We start from the raw sequence: 21642 nt of genomic DNA on the forward strand, positions 1-21642 counted from the left end.
GCAGCCCGCGCCGCACCAGTACCAGCAGCCCGCGCCCCAGGGCTTCGACCCGCAGCAGCCCGCGCCGCAGCAGTACGGAAGGTCTCCCCGGATGAGCGAGAGCAACCTGCGCCTGGTCTGGGTCTACCCCGACCTGCTCAGCACCTACGGCGACCGGGGCAACGCCCTGGTGGTGGAGCGCCGGGCCCGCCAGCGCGGTCTCGGGGTGCAGCGCATCGACGTCCGGTCCGACCAGGCCGTGCCGACCAGCGGTGACATCTACCTGATCGGCGGTGGCGAGGACCGCCCGCAGCGGCTCGCGGCCGAGCGGCTGCGCAACGACTCCGGGCTGGTCCGGGCCGCCGAGAACGGCGCGATCATCTTCGCGGTCTGCGCCGGGTACCAGATCCTCGGCCACGAGTTCATCAACGACCTCGGCGAGCGCGAGGCGGGCCTGGGCCTGCTGGACGTCTGGACCGCCCGTGGCGAGGGCGCCCGCTGCGTCGGCGACGTGCTCGGCGAGGTGGACCCGCGCCTGGGCCTGCCGCAGCTGACCGGCTTCGAGAACCACCAGGGTGTCACCCACCTCGGCCAGGGCGTCTCCCCCTTCGCGAACGTCCAGGTCGGCCGGGGCAACGGCACCGGCGACGGCACCGAGGGCGCCTGGCGGGACACCGTCTTCGGCACCTACATGCACGGTCCGGTGATGGCCCGCAACCCGCTGATCGCCGACATGCTGATCAAGCTGGCGCTGGATGTCAGCGCCCTGCCGCCGGCCGACACCACCTGGTACGACGCGCTGCGCACCGAGCGGATCGCCGCCGCCCGCCAGCCCTCCTGATCTCCCCGTACCAGGAGAGCGCCGCGATCGGCGCTTGGGCCCGGACTGACCGGATAGCGGTCACTCGGTGCCCAAGCGCCGGCATATGTACGACAATGCAGCCGTACGACATTGAGCTCGGCACCGTTAGGCTCTTCATACAGTCTTCTGGGCGCACACCCTCCTCGGCGCCCAGCGCAGTTCTCTGCGGGTGCGCCGACGGCGCCGCTCCCGCATCGGCGCCTGCCCGGCCGGACGCAGGAACCGTATGCTGCTCTCTGACCTGATTCGACCGCTTGTGTCCGATTCGGGCGACAAGTCCGGCCGTCCGGTTCTTCCTCCCCGCCTGACGGCTGGGAGGTGCCCCCAGGGGAGTTGCAAAGCAATGCGTATTGGTGTGCTGACCAGCGGCGGTGACTGCCCCGGCCTGAACGCCGTGATCCGTTCCGTGGTCCACCGGGGGGTGGTCGACCACGGCGACGAGATCATCGGCTTCCAGGACGGCTGGCGCGGACTGCTGGAAGGGGTCCACCGTCCCCTGACCCTCGACTCGGTGAGCGGCATCCTCGCCCAGGGCGGCACCATCCTGGGCTCCTCGCGGGTCCAGCCGAGCCACCTGCGGGACGGCGTGGAGCGCGCCAAGAAGTACTGCCTGGACCTCGGCATCGACGCGATCATCCCGATCGGCGGCGAGGGCACCCTGAAGGCCGCCAAGCTGATGAGCGACGCCGGCCTGCCCGTGGTCGGGGTGCCCAAGACCATCGACAACGACATCGCCTGCACCGATGTCACCTTCGGCTTCGACACCGCCGTCTCGGTCGCCACCGAGGCCCTGGACCGGCTGAAGACCACCGCCGAGTCGCACCAGCGGGTCATGGTGGTCGAGGTCATGGGCCGCCACACCGGGTGGATCGCGCTCAACGCCGGCATGGCCGCCGGTGCGCACGCGATCGTGGTCCCGGAGCGCCCGTTCCACATCGACAAGCTGACCGAGGTGGTCCGCGAACGCTTCGACCGGCAGAAGAAGTTCGCCATCGTGGTCTGCGCCGAGGGCGCCAAGCCCGAGCCCGGCACCATGCACTGGGAGGAGGGCAGCAAGGACATCTACGGCCACGAGCGCTTCACCGGCATCGCCACCCAGCTCTCCCGCGAGCTGGAGCACCGCCTGGGCAAGGAGGCCCGCCCGGTGATCCTCGGCCACACCCAGCGCGGCGGCACCCCCACCGCCTACGACCGCGTGCTCGCCACCCGCTTCGGCTGGCACGCCGTCGAGGCCGCCCACAAGGGTGCCTTCGGACACATCACCGCACTGCAGGGCACCGAGATCAAGCTGGTCCCGCTGGCGGACGCGGTCGCCGAGCTGAAGACCGTCCCGGCCGACCGCTACATCGAGGCCGAGACCGTCATCTGAGCCACACCGGCCCTCCCCCGGCGGCCGGCCATCCCCCCGATCACGGGACGGATGGCCGGCCGCCGGCTTTCCACGGGCCGGCGGCATCCCGGCGTCAGTACGCGATCCCTCGTGACCAGCAGCTCAGTTGACGCCACGTCAGCTCACTTCGGAGCACTGCTAGGCTGGCCGCGCACGGGTACCACCGCCGCCCCGCCGGCATACCGCCCCGAGACCGGTCCGGCGTACCGGACAGGCCGAGCACGCTGGAGTCCGATGGCCGACGCCGACGCCTACTTCGAGCCCGTCAAGACCCCGGACGGTGCCGCCTACCGCCCCACCGGCCACACCCAGGGGCCGTGGAGCCCCGACTTCCAGCACTTCGGGCCGCCCGGGGCGCTGCTCGCCCGGGAGTTGGAGCGGTGCGCGGGCGACGACCTGCCGCTGTCCCGGATATCGTTCGACATCCTCGGGCCGGTGCCGCTGCGGCCGCTGACGGTCCGCGCCAAGGTCGAGCGGCCGGGGCGGCGGGTCCGCCTGGCGCGTGCCGAACTCCTCGCCGAGGGAAGGACGGTGGCCGTCGCCGCCGGGTGGGGCGTACTGCCCGCACCCGAGGACGTACCGGTGGGCACCGATGACGTGAAACCGCTGCCTGGGCCCGGGGCTCCGATGGCACCGGCCGAAGCTCCGGACCACTGGCGCTGCGGATTCCTGGAGTCGGTCGACTGGTCCTTCGTCCACGGCGGTTACGGACTGCCCGGCCCGGCGGCGGTCTGGCTGCGCCCCCGCTTCCCGCTGCTGCCGGACGAGCCGATGTCGCCGACCCAGCGGACCGTGCTGTGCGCGGACTCGGCGAACGGGGTCAGCGCCGTACTGGACATCCGCCGGTACGCCTTCGTACCACCGGAGTTGACCCTCCATCTGCTGCGCCCGGCGAGCGGGGAGTGGCTCCGCCTGGACGCGGACACCGAGATCGGCCCCGGCCACGCCGGCCTGACCACCGCCACGCTCCACGACGAGCACGGCCTGGTCGCCCGCTCCGCCCAGAGCCTGCTGGTCCACCACCGCTGAGGGGGCCGCAGAGTCGGTACGGCCCGGGCGGCCGGCTCCGGGCTCGGCCGCCCGCCGGGCCCGTGCGGTCAGCCGATACTGTGAGCGGACTTCACGTCGAGAGGTTCCGTCCACATGGCCAAGACACCAGCCGAACCGCGCGCCCGGGCGCGGAAGGCACTGCTGCGACTGACCGGGGTGAGCCGCTCCTACGGCGAACGGGAGGTCCTGCACCCGGTGGACCTGGAGCTGGTGGCGGGCGAGTGCGTCGCGCTGCTCGGCCACAACGGCTCGGGCAAGACCACCCTGCTGCGGATCGCGGCCGGGCGTGATCTGCCGAGCAAGGGCACGGTGCGCTTCGACGGGCTCGCGATGGACGAGAACGACCCCCGGGTCCGGGCCAGGGTCGCCATGGTCGGCGACACCGTGGCCTGCTACCCCGACCTCACGGTGCGCGAGCACCTGCTGCTGGTCGCCACCGCCCACGGGGTCGCCGACTCCCGGGAGTGGGTGGAGCAGGTGCTGGCCGACCGGATGCTCACCGAGCGGGCCGACGCCCTGCCCTCGGCGCTCTCCTCCGGTCAGCTGCAGGCGCTGCTGCTGGCCTGCGCCCTGGTCCGGCCGCGCGACCTGCTGCTGCTGGACGAGCCGGAGCAGCGGCTGGACCCCGAGGCCCGCCGGCGGCTCGCGGAACTGCTGCGGGCCGAGCTCGCGGACGGTGTGGCGGTGCTGCTGGTGACCCACCACACCGACCTCGCCCGGGAGGTCGCCGACCGGGTGGTGGTACTGGAGGAGGGCCGGATCATCTCCCAGGGCCCGCCCGAGAAGGTGCTCGAAAGCCCCGGCTCCCGCTCGGCGGCCGCCCGGTGACCGGCTCCGACCTGGCCGCCGCCCCTCCCGACGACCCGGCGGACGACTCCCCCGCCGAGTGGACGGCCGACGACGACTGGACCGACGAGGCGCTCGCGCTGCTGCGCGCGATGCGCGCCCCGCACCGCCGGCAGCGGGCCGGCCAGATCGGCTACGCGGTCTACTGCGTCCTGCTGATCCTGGTGGTCTGGGGAGCCGTCCCCAGCCTCGGGATGTTCCTCCAGGCCTCGATGGGCACCGACTACACCGCCCACGGAGCCGCGCTGCTCGCCGCCATGCCCGGCGGTATCGCCGCCGTCGGGCTGGCCACCGTCCTGCTGGTGCTCCGCGACGGGCTGTGGCGTGGGCCGGTCGTGCCGCCCCGGGCGACCGCCGACTGGCTGCTCGCCCACCCGGTCCGGCCGCGCCCGGTGCTCCGGCCCTGGTTCTGGCTGTCCTGCGCGCTGGCCCTGTTCCCCGGACTGGTGACGGCCTGCGGCGGCATGGTCGCGCTGGGACTGACCGCACGGGTCCCGCTGCTCGCCGGACTCGGCTGGTGCCTGCTGGGCGGGGTCTGCCTGCCGCTGCTGGCCATCTGCGCCGGGCTGCTGGTGGAGCGCAGCGACGCTGCCGCCCGCTGGGTGCGCCGGCTCACCCCGTACGCCATGGTGCTGGTGATAGCGCTCGGCGTGCAGAGCGCGCTGGCCGCCGCCGGGCACCCGGTCCACTGGCTGGAGCGGCTGGAGCTGTGGTCGGGCCCGTGGGGCTGGGCCGGGATCGCCGCGCTGGCGCCGACCCGGGCCGCCGTACCCGGTTCCTGGGTGGCCGCCGGGCTGCTGGTCGTGCCCACGGTGGTCTGCCTGGTGCTCGCCGACCGGGCCGCCGCGACCGTCCCGCTGCACCGGCTGCGCGAGCGGGCCCGGGCCGCGGCCGGAGTGCTGGCCGCGCTGCGGACGATCGAGCTGCGCGCGGCGCGGCTGGCGGTGACCGAGGCCTCGGGCGGGGAGCGCCGCTTCCGCGTCCGGCTGCCCGCACCGCGCCGGGCCTGGCTGGTGGTGCCGTGGCGGGACACGCTCGCGCTGCTCCGCTCCCCCGCCCGGCTGGGCCGGGCCGTGGTGCTCACGGTCCCGGCACTGCTGTGCGCCGTACTCGCCCACGGGCAGCGCGGGGTACCGTCCCTGGCGGCCACCGCGGTGGCCCTGGTCTTCGGCTACCTGGCCGTCGCCCAGCTCCTCGAGCCCGCCCGGATCGAGACGGACGACATCCGCCGGGCCTCCTGGTCCCCCTACCCCGTGTCCGGGCTGATGCTGCGGCACGCGATCGTACCGACGCTGCTCGGCGTGGCGGCGGGGCTGGCCTGCGCGCCGGTACTGCTGGCGGCCGGCGCCGGTCCGGTGGTCTGGCTCGCGCCCGCCGTGGTGCCGGCCCTGGTCGGGGCGGGGCTGGTGAACGCCTGCCGCGGCGCGATCCGCCGGGACCTCGCGTACTCGCCGAGGCAGGGAGCCGCCGGCGGGACGGGTCCCGCCGTGTTCGCCGCCTGGTACACGGCCGGTCCGGCGGTGACGGTGCTGGTACTGACCGTGCCGTTCGCGACGGCGCTGCGCGGCACGGCCGCGGCCCAGATCACGATCGCCGTCCTGTGGGCACTGGTGCTGGCGGCGGGGCTGCTGCGCTGGGCATGGGGCAGGGCGCGGGCACTGCCCGGGCAGTCGCGCCCGGACGGCACCTGAGCCTTCCCGGCCAGCGCCGAGCCTCCGGCGGGCACCGCGGTCCCCGGCGTCGCCGCAGCGGCCTCGCCGTAGCGGTGCCCGGCGCCGGGACCGGGGGTCGGCTGCGGCCGGAGCGTAAGGCACGCCTAGGCTAGGGGCCGAAGAAATCGGACGAACCGGACCTCTGATCAGGCCGGCGCGGCCGGATGGACGGACGAGGGAAAGCAGGACGCGCCCATGGGCGACGGCATGACAGGGATGCACCATCACCACGGGGGCATGGGCACGCTCGGGCCGTTCACCCTCGACAACGTGCTGGGCTGGTCGCCGGACTGGCCGTTCCTGATCGGCGGGCTGCTGGCACTCGCGCTGTACGGCACCGGCGTGGTCCGGCTGGCCCGGCGCGGCGACCACTGGCCGATCGGCCGCACGGTGGCCTGGGCGGCCGGTATCGGCTCGATCCTGCTGGTCACCAACACCAAGCTGAACGACTACGGCATGGCGCTGTTCAGCGCGCACATGATCCAGCACATGGTGCTCTCCATGCTCTCCCCCATCCTGCTGCTGCTGGGCGGGCCGATCACGCTGGCGCTGCGCTCGCTGCGCCCGGCCCGCAAGGGCAGCGGGCGGGGGCCGCGCGAACTGCTGGTGGCACTGCTGCACAGCCGGTACATCCGGGTGGTCTCGCACGCGGCGTTCACCATCCCGATGTTCATCGCCAGCCTCTACGCCCTGTACTTCACCCCGCTCTTCGACTACCTGATGCAGTACCGCCTCGGGCACATCGCGATGATGGTGCACTTCCTGGCGGTCGGGATGTTCTTCTTCTGGCCGATCATGGGCGTGGACCCGGGGCCGCACCGCCCCGGCTTCGTGATGCGGATCATCGAGCTGTTCATGGGAATGCCGTTCCACGCCTTCTTCGGTGTGGCGGTGATGATGGCCAGCCACCCGCTGGTCACCACCTTCACCACCGAGGGGGCGCCGCCCGGCACCGACCTGCTAGCCGACCAGAAGCTCGCGGGCGGTATCACCTGGGCCTTCGGTGAGATCCCGACCGCGGTCGTGCTGATCGCGCTGACCCTGCAGTGGGCCAAGTCCGAGGAGCGGCAGGCACGCCGCCGCGACCGGGCCGCCGACCGCGACGGCGACGCCGAGCTGGTCGCGTACAACGCCTACCTCGCCTCGCTGGACCGGCGCGGCGGCAAGCCCGCCACCGACGCGGGCTGAGCCCGGCACACCTTCGAAGCCCCGCCCCCAAAACCGCCGAACCGGCGGCCGGGGGCGGGGTTTCGCGTCTTCGGGGAGTACCTCACACTGGTCCTGACCGATGATCAGTTCTCCGGAGGTTCGCCGCGATGCCCGCCCGTTTCAAGGACCTGTGCCTGGACGCCAACGACCACCACGCGCTCGCCGACTGGTGGTGCACCGCCATCGGGTACGTCCGCCGCCCCGGCAGCTACCAGCCCTCCGAGTCCGTTCCGATCGAGGACCCGGCCGGCGCGGGCCCGCTGATCTGGGTCAACCCGGTCGCGGAGCCCAAGGCCGTCAAGAACCGGGTGCACCTGGACGTCTTCGGCGACACCGCGGAACTCGTCTCCCTCGGGGCCACGCTGCTCCGCGAGCGCGGCGGCGACATCGAGTGGGACGTCCTGGCGGACCCCGAGGGCAACGAGTTCTGCGTCTTCACTCCGCGCGACTGAGCGCTCCGCCGAAGGCCGGGTACCCGGGCAGCGGCGGCACCTGCCAGAGGTCCGTGAACTTCCCGAGCAGCAGCCGCATGGTCTGGGCGAAGGCCGGGAGCTCCGTCAGTGTGGCGGCCAACTCCCAGCGGTGCAGCAGCAGTTGGCGCCGGGTGGGGACCGGGCGGCGGGTCCGGTGCAGCGGAGCGTCCTGCTCGATCGCGCGGGGCAGGACGGGGACGGTCCCGTGCACCGTCCACACGGCGACGGCCTGCCGCAGACCGCGCTGCCAGACCGCGTCCTCCGCGAGCTGCGGGTATACCGGCACCAGCCGCGCGCGGAAGGTCTGTTCGACCCGCTCGGCCAGATCGGAGGGCAGCCGGAACACGCACCAGCAGGTCGAGAACGGCATCCGGCAGTACGCGGCAGTGAGGAACACCGACTCGAATCCGGCCCCCTCGAAGTCGATCAGGCGCAGCCCGTCGGCGGTGAGCAGGTTGTTGTCCGGGCAGGTGTCGCCGGGGGTGAACGCCTGCGGGTGGCCGCTCCGGACGGCGGTGTCGAGCCGTGCCAGCTCCGCCGCCAGTTCCGGCGGTGCCGGGATGCCCGCCTCTTCGAGGAGGGTGAGCAGTCTGGCGCCGACCCGCTCGAACCACGGCTCCGCCTCCCAGGAGGGCAGGCCGCGGCCGAACCGGTCATGGAGCCCGGCGAGTTCCTCCCGGTGGGGCACCGAGGCGGCCGCCAGCCCTCCGAGCGCGTCGGCCCAGGCGAGCAGTCCGGCCTCGGCGGCCTTCGGGTCGTCCCCGAGCAGGACGTCCGCCAGGGTCGGCACCTGGCCGAGGTCGGCCACCACCACCAGGGGGAACTCCGGGTCCACGCCGAGGAGTCGGGGCCCGGCGAGAGGGAGCGAGAGTCCGGCCGCCTCGGCGGCGAAGCATCGCAGCGCCTCGGTCTCGGACGTGTACGCCTTCACGACCACGCTGCCGCCGGCGGCCGTCCGGCAGCGCAGTACGGTACTGCGGGAGCTGCCGCCGAGGTCGACGGGGTCGAAGAGAGCGGTTCCGACGGCCGCACCCGCGGCTTCGAGGATGGTTTCCATCGCACCATCATCTCGGCTCCCCGATCGGTGACTTGAGGGCGACCGGCCGACCGCCGGGGTATATCTTGATATCGAGATACCTGGCCCCGGGAGCAACACAGGAGCACACCATGCCCATCGACTTCCACAGCGAGAACAACCGCCTGACCTACACCCGGCGCCGGGCCGGAGCGGACTGGGCGGCGGCGATCCGCTCCGCCGTGGCACCGCGGGGGCGACGGGTGGCCGACATCGGGTGCGGCGGCGGGGTCTACTGCGCGGCCTGGCTGGAGCTCGGAGCCGGATCCGTCGTGGGGGTGGACTTCTCGGCCGCCATGATCTCGGCGGCGCGCGAACACTGCGCCGGTCTCGACGACCTGATGTTCCGCCAGGGCGGCGCCGACGACACCGGCCTGCCGGACGGCAGCGTGGACATCGTCTTCGAGCGAGCCCTGGTGCACCACCTGGACGATCCGGCGGCGGCGTTCCGGGAGGCCCGCCGGGTGCTGTCACCGGGCGGGACCCTGATCGTGCAGGACCGGACGATCGAGGACGTCCGCCGCCCCGGCTCCGAGAGCCATCTGCGCGGCTGGTTCTTCGAGCTCTTCCCGGCCCTGCTCGACGTCGAGGCCGCCCGCCGGCCCTCCGGGCCCGGGATCGAGGCGGCGATGCGGGCCGCCGGCTTCGACCGCGTCCACTCGCTCGAACTGGCCGAGCTCCGCCGGGAGTACACCGGCCCCGAGGAGGTCAGGGCCGACCTGCTGGCCCGCACCGGCCGCTCGATCCTGCACGAGCTGTCCGATGCCCAACTGGCCGAGCTGGCCGACCACATCACCGCCCGCCTGCCCCAGGGCCCGATCCGCGAGCGGGACCACTGGACGATCTGGGTGGCCACCACCTGACCGCTGCGCCGGGTGGCCCCCGGCACCACGGTGGGCCACCGGGCGGATCCCTTCGGTGAGCGGCCCGAGGCCGTCTCCCGCTCCCCCGCGGCTCCCGCCGGCCGCAGCGCGCGGGATCGGGCCCGGGCTGGTGTGCTGGTTCTTGGGAAGGCGTAGTGCCAGCACCCGGGAGTGATAGCTGATGAACACCTATCGAGTCGCACAGGTCGCCGCTGCCGACCAGCCGTTCGAGATCGTCGAGCGTGAGGTGGAGCGGCCGGGCCCCGGCCAGGTACGGATCGCCGTGGAGGCCTGCGGGGTCTGCCACAGCGACGCCATGTTCGTCAACGCGGCGTTGCCGGGCGTCCGGTTCCCGGTGGTGCCGGGCCATGAGATCGCCGGGCACGTCGAGGAGCTCGGCGAGGGGACGCAGGAGCAGTGGCAGCAGGGCGACCGGGTCGCGGTGGGCTGGTTCGGCGGCAGCTGCCACCACTGCACTCCCTGTCGGCAGGGCGACTTCATCGTGTGCGAGAACCTGAAGGTCCCCGGCTGGACCTACGACGGCGGCTTCGCCGAGAAGGTGATCGCCCCCGCCGACGCCCTGGCCCGGATTCCCGACGGGATCGCGGCCACCGACGCCGGCCCCATGGCCTGCGCGGGCGTGACCACGTTCAACGGACTGCGCCGCAGCCCCGCCCGGCCGGGCGACCTGGTCGCGGTGCTCGGCCTCGGCGGCCTGGGCCACCTGGGCGTGCGGTACGCGGTCGCCATGGGCTTCGAGACCGTGGCCATCGCCCGCGGCGCCGGCAAGGCCGACTTCGCCAAGCAGCTCGGCGCGCACCACTACATCGACAGCACGGCGGACACCCCCGTCGCGGAGGCCCTGCAGTCCCTCGGCGGCGCCAGGGCCGTCCTGGCCACCGCCGCCAACTCCGACGCCATCACCGCGACCGTGGACGGACTGACCCACCGCGGCGAGCTGATCGTCATCGGCGCGACCGCCGACGCGCTGGGAATCAACCCGGCCCAGCTCATCATGCGCGCCAGGACCGTCCGCGGGCACGCGTCCGGTACCGCCCAGGACATCCAGGACACCATGGCCTTCAGCGTCCTGCACGACATCCACCCGATGATCGAGACCAGGCCGCTGGACCAGGCCGCCGAGGCCTACCAGAAGATGCTGTCCGGCACCGCGCGCTTCCGGATGGTGCTGACCACCGGCTGACCTCGCACCTCCGCCCGCGCCGGACCGTGCGGTCCCGCTACACGAGTGGTGGTGATGGCCCCGTCACCCGTCCGTGTGGAGGGGCAGGTGAGGGGCTTGTTCGAGGAAGGTGTCGAGCACGCCGTCGGCGATCTTGACGGGGCCTTGGGGACGGGTGGCGCCCGGCAGGGTGTGCTGGCCGGCGGCCTGTCCGGCGTGGTCGCGGGAGCGGGAGAAGAGCTGCTCGGCGCGGGCCGTGTCACCGTCGAGGCGGGCTAGCAGGGCGTCACTGGTGTCGGTCAGGGCCTGTCCCCACAGGGCGAGGGCGTCCAGCCAGGGTTTCGCCTCGGCCGCCAGGCCCGCATCGGGCACATGGGCGCGGATCTGCTGAGGGGCGGCGGCCATGGAGCGGGCGTAGCGGCCCAGTTCCTGTGCGGCCTGCTGTTGGCGGCCGGCCTTCCAGTCGGCCTGGAAGCGGTTGATGCGGGCCTGCAGTCCGGGGGCTTGGGGTTGCCAGGGAGTACCGTCCCAGCTGGGGGCGAGGTGCTGGGTGTCGAAGAAGAGGGCCAGGGCGTCGGTGGTGGATGGATCACCTGCGGCGAGGTAGCGGGCGGCGGCCCGGAGGCTGGCCTCGGGGGTGTAGGCGCGGGTGTTCCAGGCGTAGTCGGCGCCGGTGAACAGGACCGGCTTGCTGGCCGAGGCCTGGTTCATGGGGTTGAGGACGATGCCGGTGAGGTGCTCGTCCAGGGTGGGGGCGCGGCGTGCGTAGGGGGCGAGCAGCAGGCGTCCGGCCGCGTGGTCGTAGTCGTTGGTGGGGTAGTTGTCCCACAGGGTCACCTCACGGCCCCACACGTCCGTGGCGTCGTCGGCCTGCTGGGCGGTGACGCTGGTGGGTACGACGTCCGCGCCGGTCCACATCATCGCGATCCGGCCGTCCAGTGTGCGGCGCAGCGTCTTCTTGTACGGAGTGTCCTTCAGGTCGCTGTACTGGGTGGGGACCATCTGCAGCGGTCGCATGCCGGGGTGCTGGTCCACGAAGCCGTGCTGGACGCGGTTGAGGAGTTCGCTCTGGGCGGCCGCCATGGCCTGTTCGTTCAGCGGTCCCCAGCGGGCCAGGTCCGCGGCGCAGCTCCACACCGGCAGCGGGTGGATGTCGTCGAAGGCCATCACGAAGTCGCGTATACCCAGCCCGTACAGGGACTGCAGTTTGCCGATGACGGCGGTGCGGTCGGCGGCCGAGCTGTAGCACATCGACTTGCCGGGAGAGAGAGCGTAGGTGAAGTCCACGTGGTTCTCGCGGGCGGCCCGGGCGAGTTCGGCCAGCTGGGCGGCCTGGGCGGCGGGATAGTCCTCGCGCCACCGGTCGCGCTCATAGGGGTCGTCCTTGGGCGCGTACAGATACGTGTTGAGCTTCATCCGGCCGTAGAAGGCCAGTTGGTCCAGCCGCTGGGCCTGCGTCCAGGGAGTGCCGTAGAAGCCCTCGACCACGCCGCGCCGGGGGATGGAGGGGTAGTCCACCACCGTCGCGCCGCTGAGGGTCCTGCCGTGGATCAGCTGGGTGAAGGTCTGCGCCGCATAGTAGACACCGGCCGTGTCCTGCCCGGCCAGCACCATGCCGGTGCGGCCGTCCACCGTGCCGGAGGTGATCTGGTAGCCCTCGGCGGGAAGGCCGCCAGGTCCGAAGGCTCCACTGCGAGCCAGCAGTTCCCTGACCTGCGGAGCGTCGCGCCGGCCCAGAACCAGCGTCAACTCGGCTTGCCGGGACGGTTGTTCCTCGACACGGGCGGTGCGTACCTCGGCCCCTGCCGCACGCAGCGCCTGGGTCACCACCTTCACCGCCTGGTCGTCGGCCCCCTCGTCATGGAGCACATCGACCCGACGGGGAACGGGCAGGTCCGCCCTGGTGCGGCGGATCTCGTGCGGCGTGGGCGACACCTCGGGCAGGTCGGGCCCGTCGACCGGGCCGGCAGTGATCGACGGGGCCGATGTCGCGGGCCTGGCGGACGGCGGGCCCGGGTCCCGGGGTGCGCACGCGGCGGCGGCACCCAAGGCCATCGCCACCGCCGTCGCGGTGGCGGCCCGCTTGACCCGCCTCACCGGCCGCTCCCGTGCGCGCGGTCGGTGCCTGCCTTCAGCAGGGACCAGGCGGCGACCATCAGCACCAGGAACCAGCTGCTGGGAACGAGCAGGAAGAGCGAGGTGATCACGGAGGAGACGGGGTCACCGAGCGGAAGGACCAGCCAGTACGCGGCAGCACTGGTGACCACCAGACCGAGGGTGCACAGCGGCCATACGAGCAGCCCTGCGACCTTCGACGCCCTCGTCCACCCCGGGGCGAGCAGCCACACGACCGCCCCGATCAGCCAGCCCACGACGGGCAGGAGGTAGCCACCGAAGACCACCAGCAGGACAGCGATCACCTGGCGTCGGCTCCACCGCGGGAACGGCTGCTGCCGGCTCCCCCCGGGTGACGCCTGGTCGGCGGCGGACGGCGGGAGGGACACGAAGGGATGTGTCACGGGCACTCCTTCTACATCGGGCTGCGGCAGCCTCCCCCGGGCCAACCCTGAAGAAGAGGCATCTGTCCCGCTTGTGACGAAATAGGGCGGTCAGTCGGTTCCCCCAGCCCAGGCATAGCGACCCGGCAGGGGCAAGCGGCCTACGCGGTCACATACCTCGGCTGTCGACCTGATGGACGGTCACCAACCTTTCTGTTCTTGGTGGCTGAGAGATTCCGAATGACCTTCCGGTGTTCGGGGCGCACCTGCGCCCGGGGTTGTGCGGATGTGCACAACCCCGGGCGGTGATCTTTTCTCCTGCCCCGCCTTCTCCTGCCCCGCCTTCTCCTACGCCGCCTTCTCCTGCCCCGCCTTCTCCTACGCCGCCTGGAGAGCGAGGGTCGGTGAGAGGCGGGCAGCGCGGACTGCCGGGTACAGTCCCGCCACCGACCCGATGAGCAGGGTGGCGGTGAAGCCGCCGCCGACCGCCCACAGGGGGACCACCCACGGCATGCCGCCCGCCGCGGCGAACGCGTACGTGGCCGCCGAGCCCAGCGCCGTGCCCGCCAGCCCGCCGAGTCCGGACAGCAGCAGCGACTCGGTGACGAACTGGATGCGGATCTGCCCGCGGGTGGCACCCAGGGAGCGGCGCAGGCCGATCTCGTGACGGCGCTCCAGCACTGAGATGATCATGGTGTTGGCCACCCCGACGCCGCCGACCAGCAGTGCCACGCCGCCCAGTCCGAGCAGCAGACTGTCGAACGCGCCCTCGGTCGCGGCCTTGGCCTGAAGGGCCGCCGACGGGTTGGAGACCTTGACGTTCTGCGGATTCTCCGGGTCGGCGGTGCGAGCGAGCAGCTTGCGGACCGACTCGACGGAGGCGTCCGAGGACCGTTCGTAGATCTGGGTGGGGTGGCCGTCGAAGTCCAGGAGCGTGCTCGCGGCCTGCCATCCCATCAGCGCGGACCGTTCGATCTCGGGCGCCAGCGGAAGCGGGTCGAGGATGCCGATGACCGTGAAGTACTGGTTGCCGATGAAGACCTGCTGACCGGGTCCGGTGATGCCCAGGCGTTCGGCGGCGACGCTTCCGAGCACCACCGCGGGGTAGCGTCCGTTCGCGTCGTTGAGCCAGGTGCCCGCACCGATCGTGCCGCGCAGGGTCTTCAGCAGATCCTCGCTGGCGGCTTTCACGGCGAGACCACTGGTGTCGCTCTTGGAGATCTTCTCGCTGCGCCTGACCGTCGGTTTCAGATCTCCGGTCGCGCCGACGTGTTCGACGCCGGGGATGCGGCCGATCATGCCCGGCGCTTCCTGGGGTAGCTTGACCCCCTTACCGCTGAACAGGTCCTCACCGGGAGCGACCTTCAGCATGTTGGTTCCCAACTGGTCGAGCTGCTGGAGAAGTTGGGCCTTACTGGAGGCCGAGATACCGACCACCGCGATCATCGTGGCGATACCGATGGCGATGCCCAGCGCGGACAGCACGACGCGCATCGGCCGGGAGCGCAGGCCCGCCGAACCGACGTGGAAGACGTCGCGGGGGCCGAGGCGGGCCGGGGTCAGTCGGTCGCGTGACACTGTTCCTCGCCTCCTGCCGGCTCCGGCGGTCCGGTGTGCGTGTCCTCGACGACCTGGCCGTCGCGGATGCGGACCTGGCGTGGCAGGGCGGCGGCGATCTCGCCGTCGTGGGTGATCACCGCGATGGTGGCTCCGTCGGCGTTGAGGTCGTGCAGCAGCTGCATGACGGCTTCGCCGGAGGCGGAGTCCAGCGCGCCGGTGGGCTCGTCCGCCAGCAGCAGGTCAGGCTCGCCCACCACCGCCCTGGCGATGGCCACCCGCTGTCGCTGTCCGCCGGACAGCTCGTGCGGGCGGTGGTGCATCCGGTCGCCGAGCCCGACACGTTCCAGGGCGGCGGCCGCGCGCTTGCGGCGCTCGGCCCGTGTCATGCCGGAGTAGAGCAGGCCCTCGGCGACGTTGTCCTGGGCGCTGACCCCGGCCACGAGATGGAAGGACTGGAAGACGAAGCCGATGTGCCGGGCACGCAGTGCGGACAGCCGGCGGTCGGAGAGGGCCGCGATGTCATGGCCCGCGATCGCGACGGTGCCCGCGGTGGGGCGGTCCAGGGTGCCGACGATGTGCAGGAGGGTGGACTTGCCCGAACCGGAGGGGCCGACGATGGCGAGCAGTTCCCCGCTCTCGATGCGCAGATCCACCCCGCGCAGCGCCGCGACCCCGCCCGGGTACTCCTTGGTGACCTGGTTCAGTTCGACGACGGTGGTCATGTGTTGGGCACTCCGACCTTCATGCCTTCCTTGAGGCCCGATCCGCTGACCTCGACCCTTCCCTGCCCGAACAGGCCGAGCTTGACGGGAACCTCGCGGGCCTTTCCGCCTTCCACGACCTGGACGCCGAAGCCGCCGGCGGGCAGGGCGAGCAGCGCGTTGACCGGGACGGTCAGCACGTTCTCGTGCGTCTCGCCCTTGAGCTCGACCGTGACCGGGGCCTGGTCGATGCCCTTGACCTGCGACGGATCGTCGAAGGCCACCCGTGCGGTGACCTTGGCGGACTGGTCCTGCCCGCCGCCGCCCTGGTCCTTCTCGTCCGAACCGCCACTGCGGTCGAGGGAGGCGACCTTCCCCTTGGCCTTGTCGCCGCCGGGGAGGGTGATCTCCACACCGGTACCGGGCTCGGCGAGCTCGGCATCGGAGACGTCGAGCTTGATCTGCACCTCGCGCTCGGCCCCGGTGACGCTCAGTACCGGGCGGCCCGGGCCCGTCTGGTCGCCGACGGCCGCCTCCTTCTTCTTGACCCGCACCGAGCTCGGCGTGAAGGCGATCTGCTCCGGGCCCGTCTCACCGGTCTGCTTCAGGCCGTGGGACTTCTGCCAGCGCTTGAGCGCCTCCGCCGTGCCGGAGGTGAACTCCTCATTGACGGCCAGGCCCGCTCCGTAGCCGAGGTCGCGGAGGTTCTGCTTCAGCTGCCGGACGTCCGGCCCCTTGTCCCCGACCTTCAGCTTCCGGTACATGGGCCGCTCGCCGTACAGCAGCCAGACCTTGCTGCCGTCGGCCTCGTAGACCGCCTCGTTCTGCTTGATCACCGCACCGGTGTCCGGGAGCCAGGTGAGGGTGCCCTGCGCCCCGCCGTTGAGCTTGCGCTCCCCGGAGTAGCCGAGGGTTCCGTCCACCTGGGTGCGGCTGCTCAGGTCCTGCTTCTTGATCGTGTCGGTCTTCTGCGGCAGGCCGTCCGTGCGCTGCTCCTGGCCCTTGCCGTCGTGACCACTCGCCGAGACGACGGCCGCCCCGCCCATCAGGGCACTCGCCACGACCAGCGAGGCGATCACGTACTTCCTGGGACGCTTGCGATCACTCACCGTTCTGCTCATTACATGCCTTCTGGGCCTTCTCCATCTTGTCCTTGCTCACATCGGCGCTGCCGGCTCCGACCCGGGCGGTCAACTTGCCGTCCTGCATCTCCGGGTCCGGCATGTCGATGCCCTGCTCACGCATGCACTTCGCGAACTTGACGGCCTCATCGAGGGCCTTCTGCTGGTCTTCCTGGCTCATTTCCTTGGCGGCACCGGGCAGGCCCTTGCAGGCCTCCTGTGCCTTCTTGAACGTCTTCTCGTCCTTGACCTGGACGCCTGCGGCCTGATCGCCCTCCGGCTCCTGCACCTCCACACCGTTGTCACGCAGGCACTGACGGTACTTGTAGGCGTCGTCCTCCTTCGTGTCCTTAGCGGACGCGCCCGAGCCCTGGGCACTGCTGCCCTTGCCGGAATCCGCACCGCCTCCGGTGCAGCCGACGGCGAACAACGCCAGACCCGTGACGAACACAGCCGCTATGCCGTGCTTGACGTTCCCCATGGAATTCCTCCGTATCCGAGCCCCGATGGCCGACGGAAGGAGGCTGACACAGGCCCGCATTTCGTTTCTCTCAGCGAAGGTGCTTACGTCGAGGAAATGCCCGCATCAGGTATACGTGGATGTCATGCGTACACGGATCGTGGAGGACGAGGAATTCCTGGCGGACATGATCGCCGAGGGGCTGCGGCGCGACGCCCTCACCGGCGACGTCGCGTACGGCCGCCACCTCGCACTGTCCCGCGGGGAACTCGGGGTGCCGGAAGTGCCGATACGCGCCGAGGGCGCTGCCGTCAGCGGCGACGACCTGATCGAGCAGGTCCGGGAGGAGTACAGCGGCTACCGCACCGACGCCGTCCGGGTCTCCCTCGGCGGACTCCGCGCCGAGCCGGGTGAACCCCAGGTCGTCGACACCGTACCCGGCCACGGCTACCGCATCGGTGGAGCCACGTGAACCGGCCTTCCACACCACGCACACGACGCATGCGGCTGCCCGGTGGCGAACGAGCCCGGCTGACGGCACTCTACGGCGGACTGCTCGTACTGGCCGGTGCCATGCTCATCGTCCTGATCAACTTTCTCGTGACCCAAGGCCTGTACAGCACCATCAGCACAGCCGTGGCACGGTCTCCGGCCGATGTCCCCGAGGGCTCCGATCCCTCCCTCTACGTCTCCACCGGACTCTCGGTTCCAGGGCCCGCCCCCGCTCAACGCGACCCGGGGGCCACCGAGACCATCAAGGTGTTCACACTGGCCGCTGAACAGGCCACCCAGGGCCAGCTGTTGACCGTCTCGCTGATCACCCTGGCCGTCTTCGCCATCCTCTCCGTCGCGCTGGCGTGGTGGATGGCCGGGCGGGTGCTGCGCCCGGTGGGGGTGATCACCCGTACCGCCCGGCGACTGTCCGGGGAGAACCTCCACGAGCGCATCGCCCTCGAAGCCCCCACGGGCGAGCTCAAGCAACTCGCCGACACCTTCGACGACATGCTCGACCGCATAGAGCACCTCGTCGGCGCGCAGAAGCGGTTCGCCGCCAACGCCGCGCACGAACTGCGCACGTCGCTGGCGGTGCAGCGGGCGGCGGCGGAGATCGGGCTGGCCACCTCCGACCCGGAGGCCGTCGCACGCATCCGACGCAAGCTCATCGAGGTCGCCGACAGCAGCGAACGGCTCATCGAGGGCCTGCTGCTGCTCTCCGTCTCCGATCAGGGCCTGGACCACCGCGAACCGGTCTCCCTGGACGAGCTCGTCCGTTCCGTCACCGCCGAGTACGCCGCCTCCCAGCAGGCCCGCGACCACGGCATCACCGTCCGGTCCCAGACCACGCCCGTGACGGTGCAGGGCGACCCGGTACTGCTGACGCACCTCGTGCGCAACCTCGTCTGCAACGCCCTCCGCTACAACCACGACGGCGGCCACGTCACGGTCACCGCGCACGGCCGCGCGCTGGAGGTCGACAACAGCGGCCCCCATGTGCCACCGGAGACCGTCCCGTACCTCTTCGAGCCCTTCCGCCGCCTGGAGGCGCGCCGGCACGCCCCCGGCGAGGGCGCCGGCCTGGGCCTCTCCATCGTCGCCTCGATCGCCCGCGCCCACCAGGCCCGCACCGACGCCGAGGCGAACCCGGACGGCGGACTGACCGTCCGCATCGTCTTCCCGCAGCCCAGGTGAGAACCCGCCGCCGGGTGCACACCTCACGCCGCCGGTGTTCCCGACCCCGCCCGACGGATCGGCCTTCACCTCGACATGCCGGATCGCCCGTGGTGGGAGAAGCTGGGCTCATCCGTCTGCCTGGCCACCACGCCGGAGGTGCTCATGAGACGCAGGTACTCCGCGGGAATAGCCGTCGCCACCGCTGTGCTCGTCACGGGAACCGGGGTGACCAACGCGGCCGCCACCGACGCCGGGCCACCCGCCGCACGGGTCGCGGTGGCGAGCCCCGCGCAGCCGTCCGCCCAACTGCCCAGCCAGGCGCAGATCGCGGCCCTCTTCGACAAGTGGAACGCCGCCCTGGCCACCGGTGACCCGAACCGGGTCGCGAACCTCTACGCCCCCGACGCCGTGCTGCTGCCCACCGTCTCCGACATCCGCATCGGCCGCGCCGGAATCGTCGACTACTTCCGGACCTTCCTGCTCAGCAAGCCGGTCGGCAGGATCCAGCAACGGGTGATCACCGTGCTGGGCCCCACCGCCGCCGTCGACTCGGGCCTCTACCAGTTCACGCTGACCGACCAGAACGGCACCAAGTCCACGGTCGACGCCCGCTACACCTTCGTCTACGAGCTGCGAGGAGGCAGTTGGCTGATCGTCAGCCACCACTCCTCGAAGGTGCCGACCGGCTAGCCGGAGCACTACCCGCCGGCCGACCACTCCCCGGTTTCGGCCCCGTCGAGCCCGCCCCGATGCGTCCCTGACAGGATGTGTCCGGGCGGGCGTGTCGTGGCTGATGTCGCAGGTTCGCTCAGCGCAGGACGTTGGCGAGGTAGCTGTTCCGGGTCCGGATCAGGCGGGGCATGTACCAGCCGAGAACTGTCGTGTCGGCGATACTCCCGAGGATCCCGAGCGGGGACGTGAAGTCGATGACGTCGGTCAAGCCTTGTTCACCCATCGCGGGCTGACCTGCGGAAACGTGGATTCGGCAGCCTGCTGGCGGGGTCTCGCGGTTCGCTCCTAGGCAACGCGAGGGCAAGCATCGTGGTGCTCAGGGCTCTCCCGTGGCGGTGAAAGATGTCCCCAACCCCGTGCCCGTTGCCTCCTAGCCTCCCAGGGTTGGCAGGTCGAGCGTCCGCTGCGCATTCTCGATGAGGCGGTCATAGGTGATCACGTTCACGCGCGTCATTTGGGCGTTCCACGTTCGGAAGGCCTCGTCGACCTCTGCGGCGCTTGCGCCGGTGGTGACCAACGCACTGTGCCCGATGACAACGGTCATCGATGCGCGGCGAGAGTCGATGCCAAGGTCGACCAACAGCTGAGCGCGCTTCTCGTCCAGTTCCACCAGGTAGTTCACCGCTTGCCCTATGGCCTCGTGGACCTTCGGGCCCAGGATCCAGTGGTTGCGATAACCAGTCACCAGCCGCTTGATGTTGGCCTTCTTGAGCTCGACGCCGTGCAGAGTCCCGTCGGGGCGGAGCAGTGTCAGGTCGAGCTGATCCCGAAGAGTGAGGGTGCGGCGCCCCGTACCGGGAAGGAACCTGTCTCCGAAGATCCACGTCATGCGCTGGAGAAGTTTCTGAAGGTCAGCTTCGCTGCTCGCAGGATCCTCGGCTGCAGCGCGGAGTTCGGTCAAGTCCGCCTGTCGCCGCGCGTGTTGCGCCAGGGTGGCGAGGACCTGAGCCTCGCTGAGCTCGCTCAGGGAGGCAGCGATTGCGGGATCGTTCTCCAGTACGGTCAGCAGCGCGCGGATCGTAGCGGTGAGCGGCTGGTCACTCGTGGGGTACAGGCTGAGGCTCATCCGCGTAGCGCGCTGGAAGGCGTCGGCGCTGTCTATGGCCGCCTGTGCTCCGTTCAGGAGGTGGAGCCGGAAGATCGGCGCTCGTACCTCCCGACGGAGCACGCGGCCGTAATAGGGATACGCTCGCTCGCCTAGCTCCACCCACCGCTCAACCGGGCGAGCGAGGTCGATGGCAGCCTCTCCAACGTAGAGGCAATCGGCACCCCGCGTGAGGAACAACCGTACTGGTGTGCCGCGTCGCAGATGTGCAAGAACTGACACATTCTCCAATGAGACGGAGTCCCAGCTCTGCGCCTGCCCGGGCGCCAACAGGACAGGCCCGTCCCAACGAACGGCGAGGTCGCCCGTGCGGCTCGAATCGATGAAGAGGAACGCGTTCGGAGTCTTCGCGCTCGAGCCAGCGGATAGCCTTGGATTACCCCCGTACACTTGGTGCACCTCGGCCCGCTTGACCACATGACCAGCCGGGATGTTCCACGTAGCTGGCCAGTCGGACGGAGACTCAACGTCGTCTGCAAGTTCGACCAGCCCGCCCCACTGATCTTCTGTCAGCTGGAGTTGCACGAGCTTGTGATCACCGCCGGCCGAACGAGCCTGCTGCGCCACCAGCGTGAGGCCGGCAGCTCGCAGAGCATCGGTTGAGATCGGCCTGGCAAGCCTGAGCTGCGTGAAGTCCATCGCAACCCGCACTCGGGTCGCAGCACGGCCATCTCTGCCTTCCCGGGACGGCGCGAAGTCCAGAAGGAGACTGGGAGGCAGTGTGCCTATGCCGGTGATCTTGCCTACCGCCACGATGCCGCCACCGCGGCCACCTCGCCACAGCAGGACGGCGTCTCCTACCTGGACGTCGGAACTGGTGGTGGTGGACACGGACGAATCCCAGCCCTCCAGGCTTCGTGCCGCGTCCGACGAAGCCGCCTTGCCTTCGGCGATCATGATCCAATACTTCACGAGCCCTCCAGTCCTCCGCTGTCCACCGCCATACTGCTCGACAGCTCTGACATAAGGGCTAGGCGCAGCAACCGGGTTGCAGGACCTCGCCGTAGATCTGAGCCCACCAAGCTTACGGATCAACCGAATTGTGAGAACTGTCAGTCACGTGAGACGCGTGCGCTACAGTGAAGGCGGCAAGGAGTTCGGGACAGCGCCTGGACCACCGCTGATGTCTTTGAGGCACGGAGCGTCGGAAAG

General features: G+C 71.1%; 20 protein-coding genes and 1 pseudogene. 12 read left to right on the plus strand and 9 right to left on the minus strand.

Annotation, left to right across the window (positions count from 1 at the left end):
* Positions 1-91 precede the first annotated feature (91 nt).
* From ACSMTC_RS05040 to ACSMTC_RS05070, 7 genes are all read left to right on the plus strand, one after another.
* The gene (locus ACSMTC_RS05040; protein ID WP_436564599.1) at positions 92-820 is read left to right on the plus strand and encodes a type 1 glutamine amidotransferase; all 729 of its coding nucleotides are present in this window, start codon (positions 92-94) and stop codon (positions 818-820) included.
* A gap of 364 nt (positions 821-1184) precedes the next feature.
* The gene (locus tag ACSMTC_RS05045; protein WP_436558423.1) at positions 1185-2210 is read left to right on the plus strand and encodes a 6-phosphofructokinase; all 1026 of its coding nucleotides are present in this window, start codon (positions 1185-1187) and stop codon (positions 2208-2210) included.
* A gap of 255 nt (positions 2211-2465) precedes the next feature.
* A complete protein-coding gene (locus ACSMTC_RS05050) occupies positions 2466-3260 on the plus strand; it encodes a thioesterase family protein (protein ID WP_436558424.1) in 795 nt (264 codons plus the stop codon).
* A 114-nt stretch (positions 3261-3374) separates the two neighbouring features.
* The gene (locus tag ACSMTC_RS05055) at positions 3375-4109 is read left to right on the plus strand and encodes an ABC transporter ATP-binding protein (RefSeq protein ID WP_436558425.1); all 735 of its coding nucleotides are present in this window, start codon (positions 3375-3377) and stop codon (positions 4107-4109) included.
* Positions 4106-5818, plus strand: coding sequence for a hypothetical protein (locus tag ACSMTC_RS05060; protein ID WP_436558426.1), 1713 nt, complete (start codon positions 4106-4108; stop codon positions 5816-5818). Before ACSMTC_RS05055 ends, ACSMTC_RS05060 begins: the two co-directional genes overlap by 4 nt.
* A gap of 258 nt (positions 5819-6076) precedes the next feature.
* The gene (locus tag ACSMTC_RS05065; protein ID WP_436558427.1) at positions 6077-7027 is read left to right on the plus strand and encodes a cytochrome c oxidase assembly protein; all 951 of its coding nucleotides are present in this window, start codon (positions 6077-6079) and stop codon (positions 7025-7027) included.
* Between the two features lie 128 nt (positions 7028-7155).
* Positions 7156-7500, plus strand: a complete 345-nt coding sequence (locus ACSMTC_RS05070) for a VOC family protein (protein WP_436558428.1) — start codon at positions 7156-7158, stop codon at positions 7498-7500.
* Here ACSMTC_RS05070 and ACSMTC_RS05075 read toward each other — a convergent pair.
* Positions 7484-8578, minus strand: a complete 1095-nt coding sequence (locus tag ACSMTC_RS05075) for a hypothetical protein (RefSeq protein WP_436558429.1) — start codon at positions 8576-8578, stop codon at positions 7484-7486. The two genes, ACSMTC_RS05070 and ACSMTC_RS05075, sit on opposite strands and share 17 nt — an antisense overlap.
* A 110-nt stretch (positions 8579-8688) precedes the next feature.
* Here ACSMTC_RS05075 and ACSMTC_RS05080 point away from each other — a divergent pair, with 110 nt between their 5' ends.
* Together ACSMTC_RS05080 and ACSMTC_RS05085 are read left to right on the plus strand one after the other, a co-directional pair.
* Positions 8689-9459 (plus strand): class I SAM-dependent methyltransferase, encoded by a 771-nt coding sequence (locus ACSMTC_RS05080; RefSeq protein ID WP_436558430.1) that lies wholly within the window; start codon positions 8689-8691, stop codon positions 9457-9459.
* A gap of 181 nt (positions 9460-9640) precedes the next feature.
* Positions 9641-10663 (plus strand): alcohol dehydrogenase, encoded by a 1023-nt coding sequence (locus tag ACSMTC_RS05085; protein ID WP_436558431.1) that lies wholly within the window; start codon positions 9641-9643, stop codon positions 10661-10663.
* A gap of 63 nt (positions 10664-10726) precedes the next feature.
* On the opposite strand, the gene ACSMTC_RS05090 is transcribed toward ACSMTC_RS05085, so the two are convergent.
* The 6 genes from ACSMTC_RS05090 to ACSMTC_RS05115 all read right to left on the minus strand — a co-directional run bounded on the left by ACSMTC_RS05090 (position 10727) and on the right by ACSMTC_RS05115 (position 17003).
* Positions 10727-12739 carry a glycoside hydrolase family 84 protein gene (locus ACSMTC_RS05090; protein WP_436558432.1) on the minus strand — a complete coding sequence of 671 codons (2013 nt, stop codon included), beginning with the start codon at positions 12737-12739 and terminating at the stop codon, positions 10727-10729.
* Entirely contained in the window at positions 12736-13161 is a 426-nt protein-coding gene (locus tag ACSMTC_RS05095; protein WP_436558433.1) for a hypothetical protein, read from the minus strand. Before ACSMTC_RS05095 ends, ACSMTC_RS05090 begins: the two co-directional genes overlap by 4 nt.
* Positions 13162-13518: 357 nt before the next feature.
* Positions 13519-14718: an ABC transporter permease gene (locus ACSMTC_RS05100; RefSeq protein ID WP_436558434.1), complete on the minus strand. Its 1200-nt coding sequence runs from the start codon at positions 14716-14718 to the stop codon at positions 13519-13521.
* Positions 14700-15422, minus strand: coding sequence for an ABC transporter ATP-binding protein (locus ACSMTC_RS05105; protein WP_436558435.1), 723 nt, complete (start codon positions 15420-15422; stop codon positions 14700-14702). Before ACSMTC_RS05105 ends, ACSMTC_RS05100 begins: the two co-directional genes overlap by 19 nt.
* Positions 15419-16510 (minus strand): peptidoglycan-binding protein, encoded by a 1092-nt coding sequence (locus ACSMTC_RS05110; RefSeq protein WP_436558436.1) that lies wholly within the window; start codon positions 16508-16510, stop codon positions 15419-15421. The genes ACSMTC_RS05105 and ACSMTC_RS05110 overlap by 4 nt, the downstream gene beginning before the upstream one ends.
* Positions 16503-17003: a hypothetical protein gene (locus ACSMTC_RS05115; RefSeq protein ID WP_436558437.1), complete on the minus strand. Its 501-nt coding sequence runs from the start codon at positions 17001-17003 to the stop codon at positions 16503-16505. Before ACSMTC_RS05115 ends, ACSMTC_RS05110 begins: the two co-directional genes overlap by 8 nt.
* A 217-nt stretch (positions 17004-17220) precedes the next feature.
* On the opposite strand from ACSMTC_RS05115, the pseudogene ACSMTC_RS05120 reads away from it, so the two are divergent.
* The 3 genes and pseudogenes from ACSMTC_RS05120 to ACSMTC_RS05130 all read left to right on the plus strand — a co-directional run.
* Positions 17221-17454: pseudogene (locus tag ACSMTC_RS05120) on the plus strand (winged helix-turn-helix domain-containing protein); the annotation flags it as partial.
* Positions 17455-17483: 29 nt separating this feature from the next.
* Complete coding sequence (locus ACSMTC_RS05125) at positions 17484-18671, plus strand: sensor histidine kinase (RefSeq protein WP_436558438.1); 1188 nt, start codon at positions 17484-17486, stop codon at positions 18669-18671.
* Positions 18672-18815: 144 nt separating this feature from the next.
* Positions 18816-19343, plus strand: a complete 528-nt coding sequence (locus ACSMTC_RS05130) for an SgcJ/EcaC family oxidoreductase (protein WP_436558439.1) — start codon at positions 18816-18818, stop codon at positions 19341-19343.
* 118 nt (positions 19344-19461) lie between these two features.
* Here the strand turns inward: ACSMTC_RS05130 and ACSMTC_RS05135 are convergent, their stop codons facing one another.
* Both ACSMTC_RS05135 and ACSMTC_RS05140 read right to left on the minus strand, forming a co-directional pair.
* Positions 19462-19593, minus strand: a complete 132-nt coding sequence (locus ACSMTC_RS05135; RefSeq protein WP_436558440.1) for a hypothetical protein — start codon at positions 19591-19593, stop codon at positions 19462-19464.
* A 162-nt stretch (positions 19594-19755) separates the two neighbouring features.
* Positions 19756-21402, minus strand: a complete 1647-nt coding sequence (locus ACSMTC_RS05140; RefSeq protein WP_436558441.1) for a Shedu anti-phage system protein SduA domain-containing protein — start codon at positions 21400-21402, stop codon at positions 19756-19758.
* Positions 21403-21642 lie beyond the last annotated feature (240 nt).

Origin of the sequence: Kitasatospora sp. HPM-01-4 (genome assembly GCF_051374625.1) — a bacterium.
Classification (GTDB): Bacteria; Actinomycetota; Actinomycetes; order Streptomycetales; family Streptomycetaceae; genus Kitasatospora.